This window comes from Paenibacillus prosopidis, from assembly GCF_003337375.1.
Taxonomy (GTDB): Bacteria; Bacillota; Bacilli; order Paenibacillales; family Paenibacillaceae; genus Pristimantibacillus; species Pristimantibacillus prosopidis.
On the sequence record NZ_QPJD01000005.1, the window covers coordinates 1 to 25,625 of the forward strand.

Here is a 25,625-nt window from a genome sequence, read left to right on the forward strand (position 1 = left end):
CTCCATTTTACCAAAGGATGGTTTCTTTGTTTTTTACAACTTTTAAAACAATGAAGGGGCTGCCCCTAAGTCTTTATGACTTTTGGGACAGCCCCTTTCGGCATTACAACTTAAACTGATTTACAATTTCGTTCAAATTCGCTGCCCGGTCACGAAGGAGCTCTGCCGATTGGGCGGTTTCTTCGAGGGTGGCGAGCTGTTCCTGTGACGATGCGGCGATTTTCTTGCTGTTTGCTTCGGAAACTCGCGTAATCCCCGTAATATTCTCTGCATTGGCCGAAATCTCCTCTACCATAGCGGATAACTGCTCGGTAACGGACGATACGGCCTGGAACTTGTCGGATACTTTCGCGGTCAGATCTTTGATGACCCGGAACGTTTTTCCTGCTTCGTGTACGGAGTACGTCCCAGCTTTAACCTCTTCGGTAACAATGTTCATCGCATTAACCGACTTCACGGTATCCTCTTGAATCGAACGAATGGTCGTATAAATTTGGTCGGAGAAGGAAGCCGTCTGTTCCGCCAGCTTGCGGATTTCACCGGATACGACGGCAAACCCTTTGCCGTGTTCTCCCGCGCGGGCCGCCTCAATTGCGGCATTCAGCGAGAGCAAGTTAATTTGCCCGGCAATTTCTTTGATCATATCTACTACGCCGTTAATGTCACGGGAACGCTCATTCATCTGCCGCACCAGTGATGTAGAATGGGCAACCGATTGCGAAATGGCGTCCATTTGGCTGACAGCTTTTGTAACGATCTGTTCTCCTTGTCCCGCCTCTTGAGCCGTTACGAAGGATTCTTCCGACGACTCCTGAATCGATTCGCTGATATGATGCATACCTGCGGCCATTTCCTGGATGGCCTTGGAATTCTCTGTGATAACTTGAGTCATCGTTTCGTTGCCGGATGCGATTTCCTGAATGGATGCGGCTGCTTCGTAAATCATTTCCGTCGAATGGTTGGATCTTTTCGAAACGTCATTGGAGGAGACTTCCACATAGGCGGACGTGTCCTTTACCTGCTCGATCATTTTTTTCAGTTGAACCGTCATGCGATTGAAGTTAGACATTAATTGGCCGATTTCATCCTTGCCCCTAACCTCGATTTGGTTGCTCAGATCCCCTTCCGCCACCAACCGGGTATGTCCGACCAGTCGTATGAGAGGCTTCGATATCCTGCGGGATACCAAGATCGAAACCGCCGTTCCGATTAGAATGAAAACGATGGAAAGCAACAAACTGATCGTTATCACGTATTTCTTCAAATCAAAAATGAATTTGGCGTTCATATCGATGCCCAGCACGGAATCCGTTCCTTTTAGCGAAAAAAATACGGATTTATGTACGCCGTAATCGTCCTCATAGATGTCACTGAAAATAACTTCAGAAGGGCGGGATATCGTGGCTTCCTGTTCTGGAGTAAAGGGGTAGGGAGTCAAATAATCCTCGGTTCCGCTTAAAGCCAAAATAACATCTTGTCCATTCACTTTACTCATGATGTAGACCAGTTCTACGTTGTCCTGTGCGCTTACGCGATTTATAATCTCCCTCAGCTTCTGATAAGCTTCCTTATTGGTTTTGGCCTCATTAATCAAATCGGCAGTCAGAGAAGACTGAAAGGTATTGATGTTCGTTTTCAGCACTTGTTCAAAGCTGGGAATCAGGTGTTTGTTGATAATGCTTATCGATGTGTAGTAGAGCGTCGTGCTGAAGATGATTGAAAATAAGACAAGCGGTAGTATAGCGCCAATAGAAATTTTCTTTACGATGGAATCTTTGCCCCGTAAAGCTTTGATAGCTTTGGATATAAAAGTTGTCACTTCATTTCTCTCCTGTCTACAATAAAAATCATATTCCTACAATATTCTACAAATTTCGCAATATGTATAAAAGGAAACTGCGAAAAAGAGTCTCCTCTTTCTCTACAGCGTTCCTCACATTAGCATTATGAACTCATCGAACCGGCATGTTGGACTTGCTTATCAATAATATAGGAGTCCAAATTCATCCGTATCAGTCTATGGTTTTCAAGCGAGGTCTCACTCCGGTAAAAAACTACCGCAAACGTATTAAATTCTTCGGGCATAATCCGATACTCCAAAATTTGCTGAAAGTGTTTCTTCAGTCCTTCATGATCAAATCCCCGAATGATTTGCCCGCTGCGCAGCTCGAACTCCGCACAAAAAAAGCTGTACACTGCGTCATCCATGTTACTCAGGATACTCTCCCAATCGGGCTTCCGCTCTTGAAAGAAGCTTTCATACGAATTGATGCCGTAAGCATGAATCCCCAGCTCGGTTGTTCCGATCCCGGCAAATCGGAACGGATTGATTTCCACAGGGACGATGCTTCCTTCACTCGTCTGCCGTACTTCCGCATGCAGCGGGAAATTACGAAGGTCGAGCTTCTTGCCGATTTTCGACAAAAATTCGAAAATGGGACCAAGCATTTCCTGGATAACATGTTTGCCGGTGTAATAAATACGGTCGCTAGTATCGCCGTCATCCATAAATTTACGGGCGAATACATTTAAAACGACAGGCTCACCAGCGGCATCGAAATAAGCGTCAATAGCATATTCCATACCGTCAATCCATTGTTCGATAATTAACTCGTTGGTATTGACGACGTCCGCAGAGTACATATCTGCTCCCTCGGCGAGAACTTGCCGAACTTTACGTTTTACTTCGTTCCATTTCCCTGCGTTCTCCACCCGATATACGCCGATACTGGAATATCCGATAACCGGCTTGACGATGATCGGGTATGGCAATGTAGCCGGATCAATCGAATCCCAGCTGCTCAGCTCCAAGGTCTGAAAATAAAACTGAGGATATTCGTCCTGCATAAAACTCCGGAAAGCAGCTTTGTTCTTAAAGAGGTTAACCATCTTCCATGTTGGATGGTCCTGAAGATTATTGCCGATGACCTGTAAGGATGCTTCTGAATTGCATAACAAAGAAGGCGGGGTATGACTGCTTCGATACCGGTCAAAAAATTGTTGCTCCGAGACGAGATTCATTACTTCTTCCATTGGTATGTTTACGGGATCCGCTTTTAAAACCGGCACTTTGCATCGGCGCAGCGTGTCAGCCAAAACTTCGGATACGTAAGGCTTCGTAACTATGATCATTGAATCCCTCTCTTTTTGACAGTATGGTCCAGTCGCCTCTTCATGGAAAGAAGCCTGTCCAACCGTCTTAAATTTGGCAGCCCGGCTGTCATCGTTTGAGAAACTGTAGACCCGCGGCTTTGCGTCCCAGCCTTTCGGCAAGTTTGCTCTTTTCAAACCTGTTGTAGGCATTTCCCATCCAGCTACCCAGGAGTTCTACGGTCCTCCCCTCTTCATTTCGTCTGGTTTAATTTATATCTGACGAATTATATACAAATTATAACTTTACTGTATTCGACAGATATCTAATATAATTATCGAACTAATCGACTGAAATAATTATAGATTTTGACAAAATGAATTTAAATAAATAATGGGAATAATGTACACGCTTACAAAAAGCATGCCTGAATCCGTAAAACTCTATTGTTTCAAATGCGCAAAAAAGGTTTATATACTGCTAAGAAACATTTTACAAAGTGATCATTATGGTCAACTACAATCTAAAAGGAGAGATATCAAATGCCAAGAGAAAACGCAGGTAATGGAGTTTTGTTAGGGACGCTTATAGGAGGAGCCATTGGTGTAGTATCTGCCCTATTGCTGGCTCCAAAATCGGGTGCGAAGCTTCGGGAGGACCTATCGAATAAGATTCAATCCATCACCCAAAAAACGAAGGATATTGCTACGACAGTCGGCCAACATACGAAGGATCTTGCAGGAAATATAAAAGACGAAGCGTCTGAACTGGTCGACCACGCTAAGCAATCAAACCAGCATGTGATAGACTCCTTTTCTTCCGCAAAGGAAGACGTAAAGGACAACATGAGGACATCTCCCTGACGGGCATGGCCCCAAGTGAACAAGATATGATTAAGCTTGGGGAAGAAATGAAGCATATGAAAACCAATTCCGAGGTAATAGAAAGTGGCATGATTCCTGATCCCATTCAATAATATGATTTCTTCCAAAGTAAAAAGGGGCTATCCCAAAAGGTACATACAAACCTTTTGAGATGGCCCCTTATATCTAAACTATTTTCTTATATCCGAACATCCTGAGGATGCGGGTCGACAACGAGTTCGGCTGCCTTGGCATTTGCGATAACCTGCTCAGTATCCTTGCATCCCGGTATAACCGCAGTTACCGCAGAATGCTTCAAGCACCAAGCGAGCGCCCAACTAGCCATCTCTACACCTTGAGGCACTTCCTCGCGCTGAATCCGCTCTACTTCCTGCAGCTTGAGCAGCGTACTCTCTGCATCGTGCCTATGGCGTACATCGGTATTGCCAAAGACGGCGCCCGGCTTATACTTTCCGCTCAAATAACCGCTCGCCAACGGGACGCGCGCCAGCACACCCAGATCCTGCTGCTGACAAGAAGGGAAAACCCGCTCCTCCGGTACGCGGTCGAGCCTGTTATAAACAACTTGAATGACCCGGGAGTTCACTTTCGTAGACGCTTCCGTCTGATGAAGATTGTCGTTGCTTCCGATTGAAGTGCCTAGATAGCGAATTTTACCTGCTTCAACCTGCTTGTCCAGGGTTGTCCAGAGGTCGTCGTTATCGAACGCCTGATCCGGTCCGGAATGGAATTGGTACAAATCAATATAGTCCGTGTTCAGCGCTTTAAGCGATAAATCGAGTTGGGCAATAACTCCTTCTGCGTTAAAGACGTCGGTACGCGAGAACCGCTCGTGGAAATGATGACCGAACTTCGTCGCAAGGATCCAATCTCCGCGATTACGGCGGCTTATGTAATTGCCGATGAGAGCTTCAGATAGATGATCACCATAGCATTCCGCTGTATCGATCAAATTAATGCCAAGCTCATGACCTTTGTCGAGAATAGCATCCGCTTCCTCCTGCGTGTACTCCCGTCCCCATTCTCCGCCAAATTGCCAGGTTCCAATACCAATGACTGATACATTCAGTTCAGTGCTGCCAAGTCTTCTGTACTTCAAGATCGACACCTCTTTCCATTCGGTTATACCCTGAAATTACCATTATACTTGATCACTGGTGTGATCTACCAATATCGACTTTAGCTTCTCAATAGCCCGCTTCTGAATCCGGGAAACACTCATTTGGGAAACGCCTAATTGTTCGGCGATGTCACGCTGGGATTTACCGTTGTTATAAACCAGCATAAGTACCGTCCGTTCTTCTTCCTTCAAATGCTCTAACGCTTCCTCCAAGACCATACGATCATCAACCGTCTGATAATCGTCCGTATCCGCACCTATTAAATCCCCGATGGTGGCCGCGCTTTCCCCTTCGCTTGAAAGAGGCGTATCCAGGGAAACGTAATGATAGGATTCGCGGCATGACAGCACCTCAATCGTTTCCTCTATGGAAAGGTCGAGATGTGCCGCAATCTCTTCGATCTTCGGCGAATGTCCGAGAGTTACCGTTAAGTGATCGATCGCTTGCTGGATGAGCAAGCCCTTCTCTTTGATCCGTCTTGGCACCTGAATATACCACGACTTATCCCTCAGATAGTTTTTGAGATGACCTATGATGCTTTTCATGGCGTAACCCTCGAAAGGAATTTCTCTCGAGCTGTCATACTGCTTAAACAATCGCAGCATGGACAATTGACCGACCTGAAATAAATCCTCATACAGGTCCGGACGGCTTCGCGACATTTTTGCGGCCGCTATTTTCACGATTGGTTCAAAGTGATTGAGCAGAAGGGTTGCGGCTTCGTTGCAATCCGTTTCCTGATATACTTTCATTTTTTCAATCATTTGTTTTTGATCTAGGAAGGATGAACTTGAATTCATGCCATCTCCTCTTTCCTACCAATTAGCTTGGTGAGAATCACCTCCGTACCTTTATCGGTACGAACTTCAACCTTATCCATTAAAGCATGCATCATAAAGATGCCAAGCCCTCCCGGAGTTAATTCGCTGAGCGCTTTATCGTGAAGAGAAGCAACCTTATTGACGGCATGCTCATACTCGAAGCTGCTGCCTTCATCTTTTATATGAATACAAATGCCGCGATCCTCCAGCTCAAATCGAATGTCTATCATTCCCGGCTGCTGATTGCTGTATGCATGAAGCACCACATTCGTACAGGCTTCTGTAACGGCTACTTTCAAATCTTCTATATCTTCAAAAGAAAAGCCTGCTTTATTCGCAATGCCGAACAACGCAAGTCTGACAATATCGACATATTCCGCTTTCGCTGGAATCGTTAGATTAATGAAAGGGTTCATATTCACTCTTCTTTCCTTTCTTGTATGGAACCTATTATAGCTTATATTTTTTTGATTTTATTCCAAATTCTTATCGAAGAAACAACGCCGTCATAGATTGTATTAATGATACCATTATCGCGCGCGGGCTTTCCGCTGCCGCTTTTTATTGAAGATACTAAGCTTGCAGCTGATTCCTTGGCTGCCCCGGTGAACGTATGAATCGTGTGTCCTATATCATTTACGGAGGTAAATAGCACATCAAGCGAGTTCAGCTTTGTCCTTACATCTAGCGTCATCGCATTCGTATTATGAACCGCTTCCTTCACGTCAAAGGCAATTTGCGTCACATCAGTCCTTAGCTGGCTGATGGTTAACCGCATCTCATCTAAGCCGGCTCTTAGAATCTTCAAGGTTTGCACGAGAGAATACAGCAGAATCACAAAGGCAAATGCTATAACCGCTATACTGATTTGAATTAACATATCCATAACTGTCATCACTTCCTTTTTTTCATTAGTTACCCGGTAAAAAAGGTTTTGAAACAGTTCGTGTTATAATAGGAACACCTATTAATAAGAATACCTACTGAAAAGGAGATTATGATGTTACGAGAAATGAGATTAAATATCCGCTCAAAAATTGCGATTGGTTACTTTCTCATTATTTGCTGCCTGGGTGTGTCCATTGTTGTCGTAACCGATAGAATCGCATCCTTGCAGGAGGAAATTGAAACCATTACAAGCCATGACATAGAAGTTCATAACCTTATCGCTACCATCCGATATAATGCCATAAGTATGGAGTCGAGCCAGCGCGGCTTTATCATGACGGGAGACGAAGCCTACTTAAAGCCTTATATTGATGGAAAAGCGCAGTGGGAAGCTAATTACAACAGCTTATATCAATTGATTTCCAATAACCCGAGTACGCAAAAAGAGCTCGAGGAAATAAAGCTGACGATCCGAAACTGGATAGCTACTGCAGGCGAACCTACTATTTTATTAAGGAAACAAAACAAAACACCAGAAATCATCAAGTTTTATACCGAAGATAATGGAAAAAAAAGCATCGATGAGTTAAGGGAACATTTCGAATCGTTAAGTAACAAGCAGATGGAATGGACAAAAATGCACATCCTTGAGCTGGATAATAGAAATAAGCTGTTAACCGTCAGCTTATATGTGATGCTTCTTATCGTTACCGCCGTCGCTTTTCTGATCGTTTCGTTCGTTTCGGGATCTATCGTAAAAACGATTAAACAAGTGGTTAAGACCATAACCGAAATCGCTTCTGCCGGCGGGGATTTAACAACGAGAATTGAAGTGAAAACCAAAGATGAAATCAAGGATTTAGCGGAAGCTACAAATAAGCTGCTGACAAGTCTGGAGATGCAAAACTGGATTCAGACCAAATTGGCTGAAGTGGCGACCATGAATCAAGGGATTAACGATTTGAATACGTTAGCCCAGTCCTTTCTTATGAAGATCGCTCCCATTCTGAACGCAACGCACGGATTATTTTATATTCGCAAAGGTTTAGGCGGTAAGGAACAGCTGGTTAAAATTGCTTCCTATGCCTCTTATGGCGATGATGCGGGGAGATCCAGTTTTCGATTAGGGGAAGGACTTATCGGTCAATGCGCGCTAGAGAAGCGAACGTTTCTGCTAAACCAGCTTCCAGGCCATGATGTAATGATCACATCCGGCCTCGCGCAGGCCGCGCCGCAAAGCATCTTAATTGTTCCTATCGAATTTGAAGGCAAGGTAGAGGCTGTAGTTGAATTTGCTTCGCTTGAATCCTTTACTTCGCAGCATCTAAAGCTGCTCGAACAAATCGAAGGGCACTTTGGCGTTGCCATCAATAATATCGCAGGCCGTATGGAAGTAGAAAGGCTTCTGAGCGAATACCAGGTATTAGCGGAGGATCTCCAGGCCCAGACCGAAGAATTGCAAACCCAGTCGGAAGAGCTGCAGATGCAGCAGGAGGAAATGCGCATGACCACCGAACATCTGGAGGAGCAGAACCTGTATGCCGAACAGAAAACGAAGGAATTAGAAAAAGCAAAAAAAGAGCTTGAAATCTATTCGGAGGAATTGAAACAAAGCTCGCAATACAAAACTAATTTTCTTGCCAATATGTCACATGAGCTCCGTACCCCGTTAAATAGTATCTTGATTCTATCGCAGCTGCTGTCTGAAAATGAGAATAGAACGCTGAGCCCGGAGGAAGAAGGCTACGCTCGTGTCATTCATACATCCGGCAATGATTTATTAACGCTCATAGACGATATTCTTGACTTGTCCAAGGTGGAGGCCGGGAAAATTACGTTAACGGTTGATGAAGTCAATGTAACCGAAATTCCTGTGCATATGAAGCTAAGCTTTGACCCGATAGCCGAAAAGAATGGCCTTTCCTTTTATGTCTTTGTCGAGTCTGACGTCCCGGATCTGCTGCATACGGACGGTCAAAGACTGCAGCAAATTTTGAAAAACTTATTGTCCAACGCATTCAAGTTTACGGATAAGGGATCCGTCACGCTGAAGATCCAAAACGCCGATCCGCATAAAATCAAAGAATTACTCCCTTCCCATGATACCGGGGACGTGTTAGCTATTTCTGTAACGGATACGGGAATAGGCATACCTTCCAACAAGCAGCAGCTAATCTTTGAAGCCTTTCAGCAGGTGGACGGCAACACGAACCGCCAATACGGAGGTACTGGTCTCGGACTATCTATTTGCCATGAGTTTACGAGGCTATTAGGCGGATGCATCGTTCTAGAGAGCCGGCCTAATGAAGGCAGTACGTTCACCCTTTATATACCTAGTATGCAAAATAGGGGAAAAGAGCTGCTCGCCACCGCGCATCAGGAAGCAGCCGCGACTGCTTCGCTTTCCATGCCTGCTGAATCAAGCAGTACGGGGTGCTCCTTATTTGCAGGCAAAAAAGTACTTCTCGTTGAGGATGATGCCCGCAATGTGTACGCGATCGTCAAAGCGCTCGAACAGAAGGCGTTTGTAGTAAAAGTCGCAAACAACGGTAAGCAATGCTTGGAGATCCTGCAGGAAGAGTCCGATTTTGACCTTGTGCTTATGGATATTATGATGCCGGTTATGGATGGCTATGAAGCGATGCGCATCATTCGTCAAGATCCCGTCATGAAGGAAACACCGGTCATTGCGCTTACGGCCAAAGCAATGAAGAGCGACCGGGAAAAATGCCTGGAAGCAGGCGCATCGGACTATATTAGCAAGCCTCTAAATATGGATCAGCTGTTTTCTCTTATTCGGGTATGGTTGACGAAGCAGGTGGGAAATTGAGCAGCCATTGGGGTGAGGATGATACAGAGCTTGAAGCCCATTCGCAGGATGAGCTGGAGCGTATTGAAATGAATTTGCTTTTAGAAGGCATTTACTGCGCATACGGCTTTGATTTCCGAAATTACTTGCGTTCGTCGCTTCGCAGACGCATTTATTACCGTATGAACCTGGATAAACTGCCGACTATTACCACGTTATTAAATAAGGTGCTTCATGAACCTGATTATATGGATAAAATAGTAAACGACTTCTCCATTAAAGTTACCGAAATGTTTCGTGATCCGAGCTTCTTTCAGACGTTTCGCCTTGAAGTCGTACCTTTTCTTAAGAATTATCCGGAAATTCGAATTTGGCATGCAGGATGTGCAACGGGAGAAGAGGTTTACTCCATGGCTATTTTGCTGAAAGAGGAAGGGTTGCTGGATAAGACGAAGCTTTACGCAACTGACATGAACGAGCAGATTATAAATACGGCCAAGAAGGGAAAATTCCCGCTCAAACGGATGCAGTCCTTTACGAAGAACTACCTTCAGGCAGGCGGCGCCAAAGAGTTCTCATCGTATTACACGACGGATGATGAGCATGCTCTATTTCATCCGTCTATTAAGGGAAATATTACTTTCGCTCAGCATAATCTGGCGACGGATCGTTCGTTTAATGAATTTCACGTCATTCTGTGCCGGAATGTGCTTATTTATTTTGACTCCGTCTTACAGAGCCGGGTACATGACTTGTTTTTTGACAGCTTAGCTCCCAAAGGCTTTCTCGCCTTAGGAAATATGGAGTCATTAATATCCGCTCACAAGGCTCAATATGAGGATTTTAATCCAACTGAACGCATTTTCCGCAAAATAAACCGTTGATTAAACACCAAAAAAAGGACCGCCTCGAGGTTTAAACCTTCGGGGACAGCCCTTTTTTATGCTGATATAAACTTCTTCATTATAACTTCCGTGCCGCCGGCCGTCGTGTTGACGGTGACTGCATCCATCAGTGCCTGCATTAAATAGATGCCGAGTCCGCCGACACGCAGCTCGCCCACTTCTCCATCCCGCAGCGGTGCTGCCTTGCCTGCAGCATCGGTATATACAAATTCAGGTCCATTGTTTTTTACGGTAATAGTAAGGCCTGCATCTTCGGGCTCGTAACAGATGTCGATTACATCCCGTTCCGCATCCTGGGAGCCATAGAGTACGGCGTTATTGCATGCCTCCGAAACGGCTACCTTCATATCTTCAATATCCTCAAAAGCAAAGTTCATTTTTGATGCAATTCCATAAAGGCAGATTCTAACCATATCAATGTAGTCCGCATGGGCCGGAATTTGTAAACGAATGGCATTCATGCTTGATCCTCTTTCCCTTCTGTTAAATATCCGGAAATACCCGTCAGATCAAACATACGCCCAATCGTTGGCGGTATATCGCGTACGAAAAAAGGAGCCTTCAATTCATCGCGCAGCTTCAGCACGGAAACAATGATGCCGATTCCGGTACTGTCGATATATTTTAATTGTTTGAGATTCAGTATAAGCGTTTTATCGGCCCGGTTAATGACGAGTTCCAGAGCCGACCGCATTTGCGGTACGACAGATAAATCGAGTTCTCCGCTCAAATGAAGAATATACGCTTCCTTCGTCTTTTCCTGTACGATTTGAAATTGCTCCACTCTCATTCATTTCACCCGCTTTGCGTTTGCTTAGTAAATAGTAACAAATATCTTACTCTTCGTACAAGGCAGAATATCCGGTACGAACTTCTACGCGGCTGAAATGTGGTAATAATGGATAGAGGTCAGATTTTGCGTATCCCTATCGATAAACAGCTTCAACAAAGCTTCATTTCGTTGAAATACAATGCCATCCTCCGCTACATAATCAGGTTCTCCCAATGCCTCTTTCACAGCCTCCACCGTTGCCGGAATCGGAATGCCATCTATTGTGAACGTATCGACGCCCGCCAAAACCTCAACAAAATTAACCGCTCCGTCACTAAAGATGATGTTCATCCCCGGATAGTGATAGATTTCAAAACCTTTGATATACGGGTCCTCCGTAATCAACGCAGGCTCGCCCTTCTTCTCAATGACGCTGCTCTGATTGTCGTACAGAGAAATACCGTTTACGGTTTGAAGCTGATAGATCTGTTTTTCTTGTGTTGAAGGGGCCGTAGCAGCTAATGTAAGGTGGGAGTCATCGCTAATATTACCTGTTAATCCGATAATTCCACCCAACATGTAACCAATCAGAATCATATTCTTCATATGATTTCCCTCCCATTATAGTTCCTCATGTAAAAGTCCCTATAATTAGATGTACACCTTTCTTGCCTTTTTGAAACATGAGAAGCGAATTTTTTTTGTGATTCCCTACTTCGCCGTAAGCATGACTAAACAAATATCATCCCGCTCTGTGCCATGGTTCTGTTCTGGAATCAAGCATGCAGCAAGCTCCGGCAGCTCCATATCTTTGCGCTTATTTACATGTGCGACGAGCATGTCAACCGTCACTTCCCCGCCTTCTCCCATCGCTTCGGTCAACCCGTCCGTATAGAGAACAATCTTGATGCTGTCCTCATACGTAATCTTTCCTTTGCTAATTTCTATGTTTTCAAACAAACCGATCGCGCAGCTGCCCTGCGTGAGCAAAGTAACCTTATCATCCATTAGCACGAAGCCCGGCGGATGTCCGGCATTCACATATTCAATCGTTTTTTGTTCCGTATCGAGTACTAAATAGATGGCCGTAAAATAATAATTAAGCAGTTCATCCTTCATATAGAGCTTATTCATATATCGATTAAGCTCGTTCATAACCTGCTCCGGATCAGAAATTCGCGTAATGGCATCCTGCAGAACCGAGTAGATATACATGCAAACGAGAGAAGAAGAAATACCGTGTCCCATGATATCCAGCAATATAGCCCCATAACGATTTTTGTCGATGCGGTACCACGCATAAAAATCGCCTGCAAGCTCGGAGGATGGCTGATATACCGCGCTGATTTCCACATTCTCATCATGAATAGGCAGGCTCAGCACACTGCGTTGAACTTGTTTGGCAAGCTCAAGCTTATATTTAATTCGCTTGTCCCTTTCTTTATGCCAGTCGATCTCCTTCTTCAGCCTCAAAGCAGATCGAATACGGGCAAGCAGCTCCATCTTATTAATGGGCTTCATCACATAATCGCTTGCGCCGGCATCGAGCGCTTCGGCCATTTTGCTGGAATCCCCTACTGCCGTGACGAATATAATCGGCACATCCTTGAACCGTTCTTCCTCTTGGATACGTCTGCACGCCTGTAAGCCATCAATCTCCGGCATCATCATATCCATTAGAATCAAGTCTACGGATGACTCATTAACCTCTGGCGAACCGATTCCAAGCAGGCTGTAAAGCTCCTTTGCGGAGGAAACCATCCTTAAATCCTCATAGCCTGCTTTATTTAGTATCGCCATAACGATAAGCTGGTTCGTAGCATTATCATCTACAATAATTATACTCATCTAAAAACCCCTTAAGTGGTATCCGCTTCCTATATAGCTTACACGAAGTAATGAGGATAATAGTAGACGTATGGATCAAATTCTTCGCCTGTGTATTCCTTTCCTCCCCACGCTATGACCAATATCTTGTCATGGTCCATCTCCTGCTCCAGACGTTCTGCGTCCTGCTCGGAAATACCGAGTGATCTCATTTTGGCACGCAGCTCATCGCCATTGGAGCGAAAAATATTAGCGATAGCGGTTCCTAAACCTTCCTCGGCTATGCCTATTTTTTCTGCATCCGTCTTCTCCGCAATGCGTTTCGTTCTGCCCTTGTCATGCGTTAATACATAAATATGATCCCTCGTATAGCCTTCCGCCTGAAACCGGTATACCTGCTCCTGAACCTCCACAGCGTTATTGACCGTGCGTACCTTCGTTTCTGTTAGATTGTTCATTGTTAACTCCTCCTATTAAATTGAGTATTTTAGATACTTAGCTTAAACACGTCTTCTTCCCAGAATAAGAGATGCAATGAATAGTACGACGAAAATGACGAATAGAATCTTTGCAATTCCTGCTAAAGCGGAAGCAATTCCCAAAAATCCGAAAATCCCTGCGACAATCGCGAATATAAAAAATAATAATGCCCATCCCAACATCGGAATCACCCTTCCTTCTGAAAATGTATTTGCTGACTTGCTATGTAATTAACCAGTCCGGTCTGAAATGAAACAATGATTAAATAAACGATTATGAAATCCGGAATAGTGTTTCAGAAGCTTCCGTTACGTTTAAGAAACTACACTAAATAAATAGTTAATAGAAAAGGCTGGTGATGATCGATGAAAAAGCAGCGTATTCACGTCAATGGCATCGATTTGGTCTATGAAGAGTGTGGCAGCAGCAATAGCAACGTAATCGTATTGCTCCACGGTTTCTGCGGCTCATCCCTTTATTGGCATAAACTTTGTCCTATGCTGGGCGGGCAATATCGCGTCATTATTCCCGATCTGCGCGGTCACGGCGAATCCTCGGTTCCAGAAGGCACTTATACGATGGAAAGGATGGCCGACGACATTGCACAGTTGCTGGAAGCTCTTCGAATAGAAAAAGTGGTCCTGTTCGGACATTCTCTAGGCGGATATGTAACGGCTGCATTTGCTGAACAATACCCGGACAAGCTCACAGGCTTCGCGCTTATCCATTCAACTGTGCTTCCTGACACAGCTTCAATGAAAGAAAAGCGGATCAAGGATATGGCAGCCATCCGTGAAAAAGGGATTACGCCCTTTGTTTGCGGCAGTATACCCAACCTGTTTACCGAGGAGAAGCGCAGTGAAATGCTGGAAGAAGTCGTGCAAATGATTCAAATCGGACAGCAGATGAATCCGGATGCTGCCATCCGTACTCTTGAAGGAATGCTGCAGCGGCCTGACCGGAGCCATGTGCTGACCGAAGCCAAATTTCCCGTATTGCTCGTCGCTGGAGCCGAAGATGCTGAGATTACACCGGATCTTGCTTTTTCCGTAACGATCCTAAATGCTCCCGAGACCACCTACAAATTCCCCCATATACTTGAGACTACCTTTGAAGGTGTCGCGCATATGAGTCTCGTTGAAGTTTCGGACCAGTTAGCGAGAGTCATGGCCACCTATTTGCAGACCCTTTATGAGCGGGAGAGAACGAGACTGGATGGGAGTATGGATGTGCCCTTGGAAAAATAGCAAACTTTCAAGTAAGCTGTTTCACTTTGCAGTTAATGGGTTATATAAGACTAAGCGGATGACAACCCTATCAATGCTTATCCGCTAAACTATGAAATGAGGTGCTAGTTACTATGAGTAGAACGAATACTTCTTATCGGACCGGAGAAACTGTCGAGCGTTCAGGGAATTACATTTCTGAATCAGGCCAGAAAAATCAGCTTCAAGAGGGAGAGAAGTTCCCAAATTGTCCTGTTAACGGTAATGAAACAACTTGGAGCTATGTCGAATAAGCGAAAATCATCGAAGTAAATAGTTGTTGAAGGGCTGCCTCAGAAGTAGATTATCTACTTTTGGGGCAGCCTTTTTGGTCTTCCAGATTCACATTTTCACACTTGTATGGTAGTATGGTAGTTAGAGATGAGAAGAGGTGCGCAAATGAAAATCACCCTGCGTCCGCAGCCTGTTTCCACTAGGGATGCGGTCTATTTACAACTGAGAGATCAAATACTGAAGCTTGAGCTTCCGCCCGGAACGCCTCTCTCCGAGAATGAGACGTCCCTATTGTTCCAGGTAAGCCGAACGCCTGTTAGAGAAAGCTTCCTCCGGTTAGCTCAGGAAGGGCTTGTGCAAGTATTGCCGCAGCGAGGCACATTTGTTTCGTTGATTGACACCGAGCTCGTCGAGGAAGGCCGTTTCATGCGTGAGCAGCTTGAAAAATCGGTCATTCGGCTAGCTTGCGAACAGTTTCCGGAAGAAGCTCTGGCTTCCCTTGAGCTGAATCTGCTGCAGCAGGAAGCCTCCATGATGAAACAGGATGATAAGCATATGTTTGAACTGGATGAAGCGTTTCATGGAATTATTTTCGAAGGCTGCCGCAAAATGAACACTTGGTCCGTCATCCAGCAAATGAATGTCCATTTGAATCGCAGCCGCATGCTCAGACTGGCCGATGATCATAATTGGCAGAACCTATTTGAGCAGCATCGCAGAATGGCCGAAGCCATTAAGTCAGGAGAAGCTGATTTGGCCGAGCAGCTGATGAAGGAGCACCTGAGCCTTAACATTACGGATCAAGCCGTATTGAAGGAAAAGTACCCGAGCTATTATAAATAATAGGAGGATTGGCAAGTATGAGAATGACGTTCAGATGGTTTGGCGAAGGGAATGATACCGTTCCCCTCGGCTATATGAAGCAGATTCCAGGGGTAGAAGGCATTGTTTGGTCGCTTCATGACGTTGCTGCCGGCGAGGAATGGCCGATGGAACGAATCCTGGAGGTTAAGGCGCAAGCGGAACAGGCCGGCTTACATATCGACGTTGTTGAAAGCGTTAACGTACATGAGGACATTAAGCTCGGTTTGCCTTCGCGTGATGTATATATTGACAATTATAAGAAAACGATAGAAAAGCTTGGCAAAGCCGGTGTCAAAGTCATCTGCTACAACTTTATGCCGATCTTTGATTGGCTGCGTACCGATCTGCACAAGGAGATGGGTGACGGAGCGACGGCTTTATTTTATGAAAACAGCCGAATTGCTGACGCCGATCCTTTTCAACTGGTCGAAGAAATAAACGCTAACTCCGCGCTGACGATGCCCGGCTGGGAGCCGGAACGGCTGCAGCATTTAACGAAGCTGTTTGAAGCTTACCAAGGCGTGACGGAAGATCATTTATGGGAAAACCTGCGGTATTTTCTGCAAGAAATTATTCCGGTCGCTGCCAAGAACGGCATTCGAATGGCTATTCACCCGGATGATCCACCATGGCCGGTATTCGGCCTGCCGCGCATCATGACGGGGCAAGAAAACTTCAGAAAATTTCTTAAGCTTTATGACAGCCCTTATAACGGCATAACGTTATGCAGCGGATCGCTTGGCGCTAATCCGGGCAACGATATTATTGCCATGATTCACGAGTTTGCCGATCGTATTCCGTTCGCTCATATCCGTAACGTGCGGGTGTTCGATAACGGTGACTTTATCGAAACATCGCACCGGACGCAGGATGGATCGGTTGATATAGCCGGTATTGTACGTGCTTATCATGAGATAGGCTTCACTGGCTACGCAAGGCCTGACCACGGCCGCCATATTTGGGATGAGCAATGCAGACCGGGCTACGGTCTATACGACCGCGCGCTTGGCATTATGTACTTGTGGGGGCTGTGGGACGCGCATCGGGATACTGAAGCTTCTCGTGGAAAAAAGGAGGCTAACGTATGATGCAGCTTCCAAAACATGATTCGCTTCAAGGCAAGGTTGTCGTCGTCACCGGAGGCTCAGGCGTGCTTTGCCGGGTAATGGCGCTGGAGCTGGCCCGTCAGGGTGCCCGTATTGCCATATTGAACCGGACCGCCGAGAAGGGTGAAATTGTTGCCAGGGAAATTCGGGAAACAGGCGCAACCGCTATCGCCGTCGCATGCGACGTAACCAGCTTGGATAGCACGCGGGAGGCTGGACTTTCCGTGCTCGAGCAGCTTGGACCATGCGACATTTTAATCAACGGTGCCGGCGGAAACCATCCAAGCGCAAACACGACGAATGAGACCTTTAAGCCTGAGCATTTGAACGCGGAAAATATGACTACGTTGTTTAATTTAAGCGTGGACGGGTTCCGCAGCGTCATGGACCTCAACTTTGTCGGCACTCTTATCCCGACGCAAATATTTGCTGAGCAAATGATTAACCGGAAAGGAGCGGTCATCATCAACATTTCGTCGATGAGCGCCCCGTCGCCGATGACCAAGGTTCCGGCTTACAGCGCGGCCAAAGCTGCGATCAACAACTTCACGCAATGGCTGGCCGTCCATCTCGCGGAATCAGGAATCCGGGTTAACGCCATTGCGCCAGGCTTCTTCCTGACGGAGCAAAACCGGAAGCTGCTCGTGAACGAGGACGGCACGCTGACCGAGCGTTCGGGAAAAATCATTTCCCACACACCGATGCGGCGGTTCGGCAAACCCGAAGACTTGCTTGGCGCCTTGCTGTGGCTTGCAGATGAGACGACCTCAGGCTTCGTTACCGGCACGACGATTCCCGTCGACGGCGGATTTTTGGCCTACTCGGGGGTTTAAAGCTATAGCGGCGATACTACATCTCCCCTCCGTATGAGACGGGCGGCAAAATGCCACCCTACAGGAGGAAGGGAGGGGTGAACAGCTATGACAACGTCCAAAAACCGCCGAGAAAATGCTTGGAACCAACGTAAGCATACGCAGCAACCGCACGGCAAAGTGAAGTCATTGGATGAGCTAAGCCAGGAAACCGATGGCTCCAAAGCCAAGGAGTAGACGGTTCGCTAACTGCAGCAGCAAGCAAGCGTAAACGGCATCGCCGTCCTCTGGCGGAGAAGCTTCGTTTCGCGGAGAATTCTAAGCAGATATAAGTGTGAAACTTATAAATTCTTAGAATTTAAATAAAACCTCCATCCTCGCAAGCATGAGCTGCGCGGTGGAGGTTTTTTCCGATTAATCGTTCGTAACAGCGATTACAGACCACTCTGACGGTTGCACCACCTATTTGATAATAAAAGCGCAGTCAAACTCGGCAGCGGCTTTAAAATCCAGCTCCGTAAGTCCGCCATCATGCCAAGTCGTCATACGCAGCGTAACCATTTTATAGTCTATAGAAATAAAGGGATGGTGATTGAGTTTCTCCGAAGCTTGCGCAACCCGATTCACAAATTCAATGCCGTCTAAAAACGTGCGAAACCGATATTTTTTGACGATCCATTTGCCGTCCTCCCGCTTCCATCCGTCACTCGCGGCCAGTCTTTCCTCAATTTGCTCCTCTGTCAGCTTCATCATCAATCACTCCTTCAATCACTTCTTATATACCAATCTATATTTCTAATCATTATCTCACAATCCTATTCGAGCGAACAGATTGACCTTCAAGCCTAATATCCCCTAAATGCGGGGCTTAGCTGAATGCGGACACAGCTATAATGGAAAAATACAGTAACTTTTGGCATTTAGGCCTTTGCGGTTGCTCTATAATGGAAATATCCAATGTAGAATGTCCATTGAAGGCCTATTTCACTCGGTTATGTCCCATTTAGCTGATTTTTACTGTACGAAATCCAATGTAGCTCCGCGCTCCAACAAACTTCTGCTCCTATCCTGTACCGAATCCATTGTAGAACAACACTAATCCCCTTATTAGGTGGAAGTAAAGTACAGGTGGTTTGATTGGATTTCATACAATCAGGCCAATAGGAAGGAGTTATCTCAGTTTGAGAGGATTTTGTACAGTCAAACGAAAAACTAGCCCTCTCCAAAAAGTCTAATTCAATTATAGGATTGGCTTGTATGTATCAGGGGGAAGCTGGTTTTAAACCAGCACAAAAAAAGGCGGATTTTCGTTTCCGCCTCACCTCTGCTCTGACCGGAGCTCATAGAGCTCGCGCACATCGCAATTTATCGTGTCGGCAATGGATATGGCTACTTTTAAAGGCATTATTCGTACGTTGTCTATATAATCTCCTATTCTCTCCGGCTTATATAACAGCTCAGCAGCAAGCTGCTCCCTGCTCATTCCGCATTCGGATAATCGCTGCTCCAGCAAGCAGCGGCCTAGTTCAAATTTCATGTGGTTGCCCCTCCGTCAAGAAGAATGTTACAACTCCATTGTAGCCAATTTCCGCTCTAACTATTTTACATGACAGCTCTAAATTATGTACACTTAGAAGATAGAAGGAAATGGCCATCTTTTCAGATGGGCGACTCTCCTGAATAAGTGTAAGAAACATTCAATTTTAAGAGTGGGGTGTATAGATAGAAATGACCGTCTATATCGCACTGCTGCGCGGCATTAATGTCAGCGGGCAGAAGATTATTAAAATGGAGCACTTAAGAGCTGTTTTCAAAGAGATGCAGTTTAAGCAGGTTCGAACGTATATCCAAAGCGGCAATGTCGTTTTTGAAACGGAAGAACAAGACACTTCGCTGCTAGAAAAGAAAATCGAACAAAAGATTGAGCAGGTGTACAGCTTCCAAGTCCCTGTTATGGTGCGGACGAGCCGCGAGCTTGAGCTCATCGTCGAACAAAATCCAATTGACATCACAGAGCTTTCGGCAAATGAGAAGATTTACGTCTCCTTTTTATCACAGGAGCCTAATATCGAGGCCGTTCAACTATTAAAGACATTCGAAAGCGACATTGACGATTTTCACGTTCACGGCCGCGAAGTCTATATTTTGATCCGGGCAGGCTATGGAGAATCACTGTTCTCCAACAACTTTTTGGAGAAAAAGCTTACGGTTTCTGCGACTACGCGTAACTGGGCTACCGTTAATAAGCTGATTGCCATGGCTGCCTTACCGGCCCCAAGCACAAAAAAAGACCGCAATACGGGTAGTTAACTCGCATTGCGGTCTTTTGTTATCATACCTATTATATGATCGCCTGCAGCTCATGAGCGCTGCGTATTATTCCACATCCATCTTAATTTCTTCATACTTCTCGTCAAACGAAATCCGCAGGTCCTTGTTCTCCAAGTACCAGATATTATCTTCCTCAATATAAAATGTAACGCCCTCCACTGCTTCGCTCAAACCCGCGCTTCTAGGAACATCCTTAATGACGCCAAGCGATAGCCCTGGATGAACGCTGCCGCAGCCGCCCAAGCGGACGAATATTCTGACGGAGTCTCCATCGGCCAATCCCATTTCAGTCTTGTACCAGCGTGCCGCTGGCTGCTCCACCACTAATTTCATCGCTGTCAGCTCCTTAGTTTGTATAGAAATTGTAAAAATATCTATGCTCTAAATATATACTCCTCATATGATTATATATATGCTATGTCCTACTTAGAGTTGTGGGAAAAGCCGCATAATCAATGGCTTTTTTCAAAAATTTACTGGACGCTGCCATCTACTCCATCATTACGAATATAGTTGACGTTGTCAACCTTACATCATATTTTTCTGCTGAAGCACGCCAATAGGAAATAATGTATTTAAAATGAAATATAAAAAAACTTGCGTGATTGTCCGTAAGTAACGGCCAGTCGTTCACGCAAGGTCCCATGACATTGTCGGCATAGATTAGCATAACAATTGAATTGATATTTGCTCCTATTGCAACGAATTGCAATGATAGGAGCACAACTCGCTCCCTCACGGCTCCAAACCGCTGACGTTCATTTCGCTCCTGACCTCTTCCGGCAATTTTTTCGATGCGCTGGGCACCATCCTCGGCTTGTCATTAATCACATCCGAAGAGCAGATAACGATGCTTACTTGGCCTCCCTGCGCGAATGCACGGATGAGGATCGGTTGATTGTATTTGTTTTGAAACACAAAATCCGGACCATACCAGCTTACCGTTGCATCGCGGCCGGGCGGCACATACGGGACGTTCCGGCTGTGGGAATAACGCTGGATAATATGGAGACCGGCACGGTCTACCGCATTGAATAGTGTCGACGATATTTGGCATATTCCTCCGCCGACTCCTTCGGATACCTCTCCTCTTACAATAACCGGCGCCCGCAAATAACCTCGATCATCCGTCCGCTTCCCCACCACCTCATTAAACGAGAACATCTCCCCTGGAAAAACGACATAATTGTTAATAGCTTTAGCGGCTAGCCCGATATTGTGAGACCGGTTCTTATTTCTTATATTATAATATGTAAAATATTGACCGATCTTTTTCACCTTAATGGAAGCCAATAGTTCGCTGTCAACCTTAGGGTAAATAGGTAATAAAGGCACTTCCATTCTGGAGAAGCCACCCTCGAATATGTAGCTGTAAAGCTGCTCCGTAAAGCTTCTCCGGTCAAGCCTGCTGCCCGTTTTCTCGGGGATGATTCTCCCTCCCCCGTCGAGTGCGGCATTTATGGGAGCACGATGGATCCGCTTATCCATGTCATCCATTAATTTGTTTATTTTATCATTGTCAACAAGCGGAACTCCCGGCAGCGGAAGCGTATATTCGGAACGTTTCAGCTCCGCAATCGTTTGACCTTGCTGTTCTACAACTAAAGGATCGGTTACGCCTGCTTGCTGAAAAAGTAATAAAACAGCCAAAACCCAATGCACGCTCATGTTCGCTCGCCTTCCCCATACGTTATTATCTGGGATAGTATGAATCAAATATGACAAGGCCATACACAAATAAGTACTCACATAAATAATGGACGGTTTGCTGAAAATACACGGGTAGCATTTGTATCCGTATCTTCAACTTCAACTATGTCCGGAGGGAATACGATGAACCGGTTTTTTCGTCAAATGGCTGCGATTGTCACGGCAGCTTTCTTTTGCACGCTTATTACGCATAACCATTCAGCATTTGCAGCTGAACAGCCAGAGACATACAGGGTTATCCTCACTGTACGTTCAGGGCAAAATGCGGCATTCATTACCGAGCTTGATATCCAGAGCTCCGAAATTACCCGTGCTTTGAACTCTGCCAAGCAGGAGACTATTTCTGATCCTTCCTATATGCCCGATATTGACGTGTCCTTGCTTCAAAATAATAAACGAATACATTTTCATCTAGAGCCAACCGGTAATTTATGGAACGAATCTACATCCCAAAGGCTTGTTTTGACAAAAAAGGCATCAGACAAATTGCTTCAATTAGCGGATTCGTTGCGGGCACATCATTACGGAAAAATGATTCCATGGGAATCTGCAGCGCATATGGTGCCTAAAAAAAGCATTTTCTCCGTAACTGATTTGGGGACAGGCTTAACCTTCCTGGTTCAACGGAGGGCGGGAAAGGATCATGCGGACGTGCAGCCGGTGACAAAAGAAGATACTCGAATTATGAAACAAATCTATCATGACGGCTGGAGCTGGAAAAGGAAAGCGGTTCTCGTTCATTCAGGCGATGAATGGATAGCCGCTTCTATGAACGGCATGCCCCATGGAGGGGACGGTATTCCGGGGAACGGTTTTTCCGGACATTTCTGCATTCACTTCTATCTAAGCAGTACTCATAAGTCAGAGCTTCCTGACTTAACGCATCAGATTATGGTGCACAAGGCTGCCGGTAATTTGAGGCCTTTTTTTGATTCGGCCTCACCGCTTATTTTAGCTAAAAGCTTCGTAGAAGTAATGAACCATCAGGATCAGGAATTGCTTCAGCAGGTTGCGGAAGGTTTATCGAAGGAAAAATTCGCATATTTCGCCCAGGAAATGGAGTCGCTCGGTTCCATTCGTGAAAAAAAACAGTCGAGAACAAGCGGCGCAGATGATGAGGCCTTCGAAGATAGCTTATCTGCTGAAATCAGATTGCCAATTACGATTCATAAACAAAGCCATGCTGAGCGACACACCGATTACAGGTTTATTTTCAAACGGGAATCAAAGCAATCGCCTTGGCGTATCCAAGACATTTTGACGGACAAAGATAAGATGGATCCGAAAGCTCTTTGAACGATGAACAAAGGCTGCCGTTCTGATCTTCGGCAGCCTAATTTGTTACAACAATCCGTTTCTCAGCGAAACTACCCGGTTCTCCTTGGCTGAAATATAGGCGCTGTCGAGCAATGAAACCGAATGTAAATTATCTCTTGCACTATTAGCTGCCTCTATCCCCGTTTCAATCCATACGAGCAGCTGGTCCAAGCCGTCAAATACGGCTTCCTCGATCGGCATCACCGCTTGCCAGGTTTGAACAGGCGTCGGATTCCAATTTGGAACACCAGAGGGATCCCGGCGGTATAAACCAATCACATCCGAATTGGAGCTAATTACACCTTCACTGCCGAGAACGACTAAATCATTTTTAATAAAAGGGCTGGAAAAGCTTTGCGTGAAATGTGCGCGGACTCCGTTAGCAAACGTCATTTGAACGGTTGCATCGGTTTCCCCGATACAATCGACTGCACTTGAAGAATACGCGCTGCAATATACCGAATCGGCTTCCGAATTAGCCATGCGTCGTATACCGTCTAACCAATGAATCGCCATAACCGCCAATGCATGCCGTTCGGTACTCACTCTCCAACCTTTATCCTGACGGTAAAAAAGAGAGGAGAAATGAATGCCTTCCAGCTTTCCAACCATCCCTTCCTGAATAAGTCCGCGAATATAATCAAACTTATGATGCTTCCGAAAGTTCTGATTAACGGAAACCGGAACCTGCCTGCGGGCTGCTTCCTCTGCAATACTTTTAGCTTCGGAGTAAGTATCTGCGAACGGCTTCTCTACAAAAACCGGAATGCCGGCCTCAAGCAGAGGAGCCATTACGCTGCTTCGAATGGTTGAGGGGGTGCATACGACCGCAACCTCCATGCCGGAGTTACGTATCATTTCCTGCAAATCGGTATACCGCCCGGGAATCCCGAATTCATCAGCCCGTTCATGAACCGCTGCTTCATTTGGATCGCACATCGCTACGACTTTTACGCGATCCTGATGCTTCTCATAGCCCTTCAAATGCATTCGTGTCACGGCTCCAGCTCCAACAAACCCTACTTTAAACGTCCTCATCCCTTCACTCTCCCAGTCCCGATTTCATAAAATCAATACATTCCTGCATCCCTCGAGCAATCTCGCCGCCGCTTTCTTCATCGGCCGAAATCCAACCCGAATATTCGATTTTCCGAACCGCTTCAAAGATGGGGGTGAAATCGATGTTTCCCCGGCCCAATATTCGATAATCATTGTCTGCGAAGTCTTTCATGTGAAAATTAGTAATGAACGGGGCAAAGGTGCGAATGACTTCAGCCACATCCTCAATACCGGATTTTACCAGATGGGCAGTATCCACAGTCAAACCGACCGCTGAATCCGCTTGCAGTTGGTCAAAAAAAACGTCAAAATCATTGCGGTACATAAGTGGCTGATCATAGTGATGATGCAGGGAGAGGCGCAGTCCGCGTTGCTGTGCTTCCTTACCCATTTCTTCAAAAATCCCGGCATACCTGGCGATATGATCGGAAGTTATGCTTCTTCTCGATACGCTATGGCAATAGATGATTAACTCCGTACCGACCTTCTCCGCAAACCGGAACAGCTCTCGAAGCTGAGCTTTACTCTCATCGTCAAGCAGCGTTCCTCCGGTAATTAATGCGGAAGCGATACCTGGGGGCTGTCCCCAACGTTCAATAAACCTTTCAGGTTCTTTGATATAGGGGGTGTATTGGCTCCATTTCAACTGAAGCCCGTCATATCCCGCCTGGAGGTAGCCTTTTATCATCGTGTACTCTTCATCCGGCGCAGCCGTTGGTCTGGAAAATGCATATTTGATGCTCATAACCTGCCTCCTTCCCTCTGCTCGGTTTATTCCCCAATCGTCTGTCTGTCTACAGCTGAATAAGCAATAATCATCCGGCAAGGCTCCCAGCCCGTTACTTTTGCATGATGGGGTACGCCCTGCGGTATGCGAAGCGCCATCCCCGGTTTGAGATGGAACATCTCATCTCCTAACGAATGATCACATTCCCCTGATAATACATAAATAATTTCTTCACAGTTAGGATGCACATGACGACCGTTTTCTTCGCCCGCGTTGATATATACCATGCCAAATGTCATTTGGCCGTCCGCATCAATCTCCTCGCCGTATAACCAGGCAATCTTTCCCCATCCCATATTGAGCACATGCTCTTCCTTGTTTAGATCTGCCGGCTTTACCATCCTGCTCCTCCTTTTTCCTATTAGATGAATTCAGGTTTATTTTAATTCAACACAGTTGAATTTACAACAACTTTATTGAATTGTTTTCTTGTCATCATTCTATCATCAGATGCAGACAGCTGGTAAACATGCTATAATTATGTTTGCGCTTACTAGAAGGAATACTAATAAGGTTTAAATAAAAGAAATACTATATATAGG

The 25,625-nt window shown here is 45.6% G+C and carries 29 protein-coding genes and 1 riboswitch; of the genes, 10 read left to right on the top strand and 19 right to left on the bottom strand.

Annotated elements, in window-relative coordinates; translation table 11 throughout:
- Positions 1-103 precede the first annotated feature (103 nt).
- Complete coding sequence (locus tag DFP97_RS08555; protein ID WP_114379589.1) at positions 104-1,819, bottom strand: methyl-accepting chemotaxis protein; 1,716 nt, start codon at positions 1,817-1,819, stop codon at positions 104-106.
- A gap of 125 nt (positions 1,820-1,944) precedes the next feature.
- Entirely contained in the window at positions 1,945-3,132 is a 1,188-nt protein-coding gene (locus DFP97_RS08560; protein WP_114379908.1) for an ATP-grasp domain-containing protein, read from the bottom strand.
- A 72-nt stretch (positions 3,133-3,204) separates the two neighbouring features.
- Positions 3,205-3,290: riboswitch (cyclic di-GMP riboswitch) on the bottom strand.
- 343 nt (positions 3,291-3,633) lie between these two features.
- On the opposite strand from DFP97_RS08560, the gene DFP97_RS08565 reads away from it, so the two are divergent.
- Positions 3,634-3,954 carry a YtxH domain-containing protein gene (locus DFP97_RS08565; RefSeq protein WP_114379590.1) on the top strand — a complete coding sequence of 107 codons (321 nt, stop codon included), beginning with the start codon at positions 3,634-3,636 and terminating at the stop codon, positions 3,952-3,954.
- 199 nt (positions 3,955-4,153) lie between these two features.
- Here DFP97_RS08565 and DFP97_RS08570 read toward each other — a convergent pair whose 3' ends face one another.
- The 4 genes from DFP97_RS08570 to DFP97_RS08585 are packed head-to-tail and all read right to left on the bottom strand — an operon-like array spanning position 4,154 to position 6,803.
- Positions 4,154-5,074, bottom strand: coding sequence for an aldo/keto reductase (locus DFP97_RS08570; RefSeq protein ID WP_114379591.1), 921 nt, complete (start codon positions 5,072-5,074; stop codon positions 4,154-4,156).
- A gap of 42 nt (positions 5,075-5,116) precedes the next feature.
- Entirely contained in the window at positions 5,117-5,896 is a 780-nt protein-coding gene (locus tag DFP97_RS08575) for a sigma-70 family RNA polymerase sigma factor (RefSeq protein ID WP_114379592.1), read from the bottom strand.
- Positions 5,893-6,333 carry an anti-sigma B factor RsbW gene (gene rsbW, locus DFP97_RS08580; RefSeq protein ID WP_114379593.1) on the bottom strand — a complete coding sequence of 147 codons (441 nt, stop codon included), beginning with the start codon at positions 6,331-6,333 and terminating at the stop codon, positions 5,893-5,895. The genes DFP97_RS08575 and rsbW overlap by 4 nt, the downstream gene beginning before the upstream one ends.
- Before the next feature lie 41 nt (positions 6,334-6,374).
- Entirely contained in the window at positions 6,375-6,803 is a 429-nt protein-coding gene (locus DFP97_RS08585) for a DUF948 domain-containing protein (protein WP_181873417.1), read from the bottom strand.
- 111 nt (positions 6,804-6,914) lie between these two features.
- Here DFP97_RS08585 and DFP97_RS08590 point away from each other — a divergent pair, with 111 nt between their 5' ends.
- Both DFP97_RS08590 and DFP97_RS08595 read left to right on the top strand, forming a co-directional pair.
- Positions 6,915-9,635 carry a response regulator gene (locus DFP97_RS08590; protein ID WP_245976018.1) on the top strand — a complete coding sequence of 907 codons (2,721 nt, stop codon included), beginning with the start codon at positions 6,915-6,917 and terminating at the stop codon, positions 9,633-9,635.
- A 68-nt stretch (positions 9,636-9,703) separates the two neighbouring features.
- Complete coding sequence (locus DFP97_RS08595) at positions 9,704-10,498, top strand: CheR family methyltransferase (RefSeq protein ID WP_245976069.1); 795 nt, start codon at positions 9,704-9,706, stop codon at positions 10,496-10,498.
- Positions 10,499-10,554: 56 nt separating this feature from the next.
- On the opposite strand, the gene DFP97_RS08600 is transcribed toward DFP97_RS08595, so the two are convergent.
- The 6 genes from DFP97_RS08600 to DFP97_RS08625 form a co-directional block, all read right to left on the bottom strand.
- Positions 10,555-10,980 (bottom strand): ATP-binding protein, encoded by a 426-nt coding sequence (locus DFP97_RS08600; protein ID WP_114379597.1) that lies wholly within the window; start codon positions 10,978-10,980, stop codon positions 10,555-10,557.
- Positions 10,977-11,309, bottom strand: a complete 333-nt coding sequence (locus DFP97_RS08605) for an STAS domain-containing protein (protein WP_114379598.1) — start codon at positions 11,307-11,309, stop codon at positions 10,977-10,979. The genes DFP97_RS08600 and DFP97_RS08605 overlap by 4 nt, the downstream gene beginning before the upstream one ends.
- An 84-nt stretch (positions 11,310-11,393) precedes the next feature.
- A complete protein-coding gene (locus DFP97_RS08610) occupies positions 11,394-11,897 on the bottom strand; it encodes a hypothetical protein (protein WP_114379599.1) in 504 nt (167 codons plus the stop codon).
- Between the two features lie 105 nt (positions 11,898-12,002).
- Positions 12,003-13,139 carry a PP2C family protein-serine/threonine phosphatase gene (locus DFP97_RS08615; RefSeq protein ID WP_114379600.1) on the bottom strand — a complete coding sequence of 379 codons (1,137 nt, stop codon included), beginning with the start codon at positions 13,137-13,139 and terminating at the stop codon, positions 12,003-12,005.
- Between the two features lie 38 nt (positions 13,140-13,177).
- Positions 13,178-13,576 carry a YflT domain-containing protein gene (locus DFP97_RS08620; protein WP_114379601.1) on the bottom strand — a complete coding sequence of 133 codons (399 nt, stop codon included), beginning with the start codon at positions 13,574-13,576 and terminating at the stop codon, positions 13,178-13,180.
- A 42-nt stretch (positions 13,577-13,618) separates the two neighbouring features.
- Entirely contained in the window at positions 13,619-13,780 is a 162-nt protein-coding gene (locus DFP97_RS08625; protein ID WP_114379602.1) for a DUF1328 domain-containing protein, read from the bottom strand.
- A 183-nt stretch (positions 13,781-13,963) separates the two neighbouring features.
- On the opposite strand from DFP97_RS08625, the gene DFP97_RS08630 reads away from it, so the two are divergent.
- The 5 genes from DFP97_RS08630 (at position 13,964) to DFP97_RS31120 (ending at position 18,116) form a co-directional block, all read left to right on the top strand.
- Positions 13,964-14,845 (top strand): alpha/beta fold hydrolase, encoded by an 882-nt coding sequence (locus DFP97_RS08630; protein WP_114379603.1) that lies wholly within the window; start codon positions 13,964-13,966, stop codon positions 14,843-14,845.
- 417 nt (positions 14,846-15,262) lie between these two features.
- On the top strand, positions 15,263-15,940 hold the full coding sequence (locus DFP97_RS08635; protein ID WP_114379604.1) for a GntR family transcriptional regulator: 678 nt from the start codon (positions 15,263-15,265) through the stop codon (positions 15,938-15,940).
- Positions 15,941-15,957: 17 nt separating this feature from the next.
- Positions 15,958-17,049: a mannonate dehydratase gene (gene uxuA / locus DFP97_RS08640; RefSeq protein WP_114379605.1), complete on the top strand. Its 1,092-nt coding sequence runs from the start codon at positions 15,958-15,960 to the stop codon at positions 17,047-17,049.
- Positions 17,046-17,900 carry an SDR family oxidoreductase gene (locus DFP97_RS08645; RefSeq protein ID WP_114379606.1) on the top strand — a complete coding sequence of 285 codons (855 nt, stop codon included), beginning with the start codon at positions 17,046-17,048 and terminating at the stop codon, positions 17,898-17,900. The genes uxuA and DFP97_RS08645 overlap by 4 nt, the downstream gene beginning before the upstream one ends.
- 87 nt (positions 17,901-17,987) lie before the next feature.
- The gene (locus DFP97_RS31120; RefSeq protein WP_220271137.1) at positions 17,988-18,116 is read left to right on the top strand and encodes a DUF6254 family protein; all 129 of its coding nucleotides are present in this window, start codon (positions 17,988-17,990) and stop codon (positions 18,114-18,116) included.
- Positions 18,117-18,341: 225 nt separating this feature from the next.
- On the opposite strand, the gene DFP97_RS08650 is transcribed toward DFP97_RS31120, so the two are convergent.
- Together DFP97_RS08650 and DFP97_RS08655 are read right to left on the bottom strand one after the other, a co-directional pair.
- Complete coding sequence (locus DFP97_RS08650; protein WP_114379607.1) at positions 18,342-18,629, bottom strand: 4a-hydroxytetrahydrobiopterin dehydratase; 288 nt, start codon at positions 18,627-18,629, stop codon at positions 18,342-18,344.
- A 568-nt stretch (positions 18,630-19,197) separates the two neighbouring features.
- Positions 19,198-19,416: a helix-turn-helix domain-containing protein gene (locus DFP97_RS08655; RefSeq protein WP_114379608.1), complete on the bottom strand. Its 219-nt coding sequence runs from the start codon at positions 19,414-19,416 to the stop codon at positions 19,198-19,200.
- A gap of 191 nt (positions 19,417-19,607) precedes the next feature.
- Here DFP97_RS08655 and DFP97_RS08660 point away from each other — a divergent pair, with 191 nt between their 5' ends.
- Positions 19,608-20,189, top strand: a complete 582-nt coding sequence (locus DFP97_RS08660) for a DUF1697 domain-containing protein (RefSeq protein ID WP_114379609.1) — start codon at positions 19,608-19,610, stop codon at positions 20,187-20,189.
- Positions 20,190-20,255: 66 nt separating this feature from the next.
- On the opposite strand, the gene DFP97_RS08665 is transcribed toward DFP97_RS08660, so the two are convergent.
- Together DFP97_RS08665 and DFP97_RS08675 are read right to left on the bottom strand one after the other, a co-directional pair.
- Entirely contained in the window at positions 20,256-20,543 is a 288-nt protein-coding gene (locus DFP97_RS08665) for a HesB/YadR/YfhF family protein (RefSeq protein ID WP_114379610.1), read from the bottom strand.
- 402 nt (positions 20,544-20,945) lie between these two features.
- Complete coding sequence (locus tag DFP97_RS08675; protein WP_114379612.1) at positions 20,946-21,878, bottom strand: VanW family protein; 933 nt, start codon at positions 21,876-21,878, stop codon at positions 20,946-20,948.
- 165 nt (positions 21,879-22,043) lie between these two features.
- Here DFP97_RS08675 and DFP97_RS08680 point away from each other — a divergent pair, with 165 nt between their 5' ends.
- Positions 22,044-23,216 (top strand): hypothetical protein, encoded by a 1,173-nt coding sequence (locus DFP97_RS08680; RefSeq protein ID WP_114379613.1) that lies wholly within the window; start codon positions 22,044-22,046, stop codon positions 23,214-23,216.
- Positions 23,217-23,261: 45 nt separating this feature from the next.
- On the opposite strand, the gene DFP97_RS08685 is transcribed toward DFP97_RS08680, so the two are convergent.
- The 3 genes from DFP97_RS08685 to DFP97_RS08695 are packed head-to-tail and all read right to left on the bottom strand — an operon-like array spanning position 23,262 to position 25,424.
- Positions 23,262-24,275, bottom strand: a complete 1,014-nt coding sequence (locus DFP97_RS08685; protein ID WP_114379614.1) for a Gfo/Idh/MocA family protein — start codon at positions 24,273-24,275, stop codon at positions 23,262-23,264.
- Between the two features lie 4 nt (positions 24,276-24,279).
- Positions 24,280-25,041: a sugar phosphate isomerase/epimerase family protein gene (locus tag DFP97_RS08690; protein ID WP_114379615.1), complete on the bottom strand. Its 762-nt coding sequence runs from the start codon at positions 25,039-25,041 to the stop codon at positions 24,280-24,282.
- A 26-nt stretch (positions 25,042-25,067) separates the two neighbouring features.
- Complete coding sequence (locus tag DFP97_RS08695; RefSeq protein WP_114379616.1) at positions 25,068-25,424, bottom strand: cupin domain-containing protein; 357 nt, start codon at positions 25,422-25,424, stop codon at positions 25,068-25,070.
- Between the last annotated feature and the right edge of the window lie 201 nt (positions 25,425-25,625).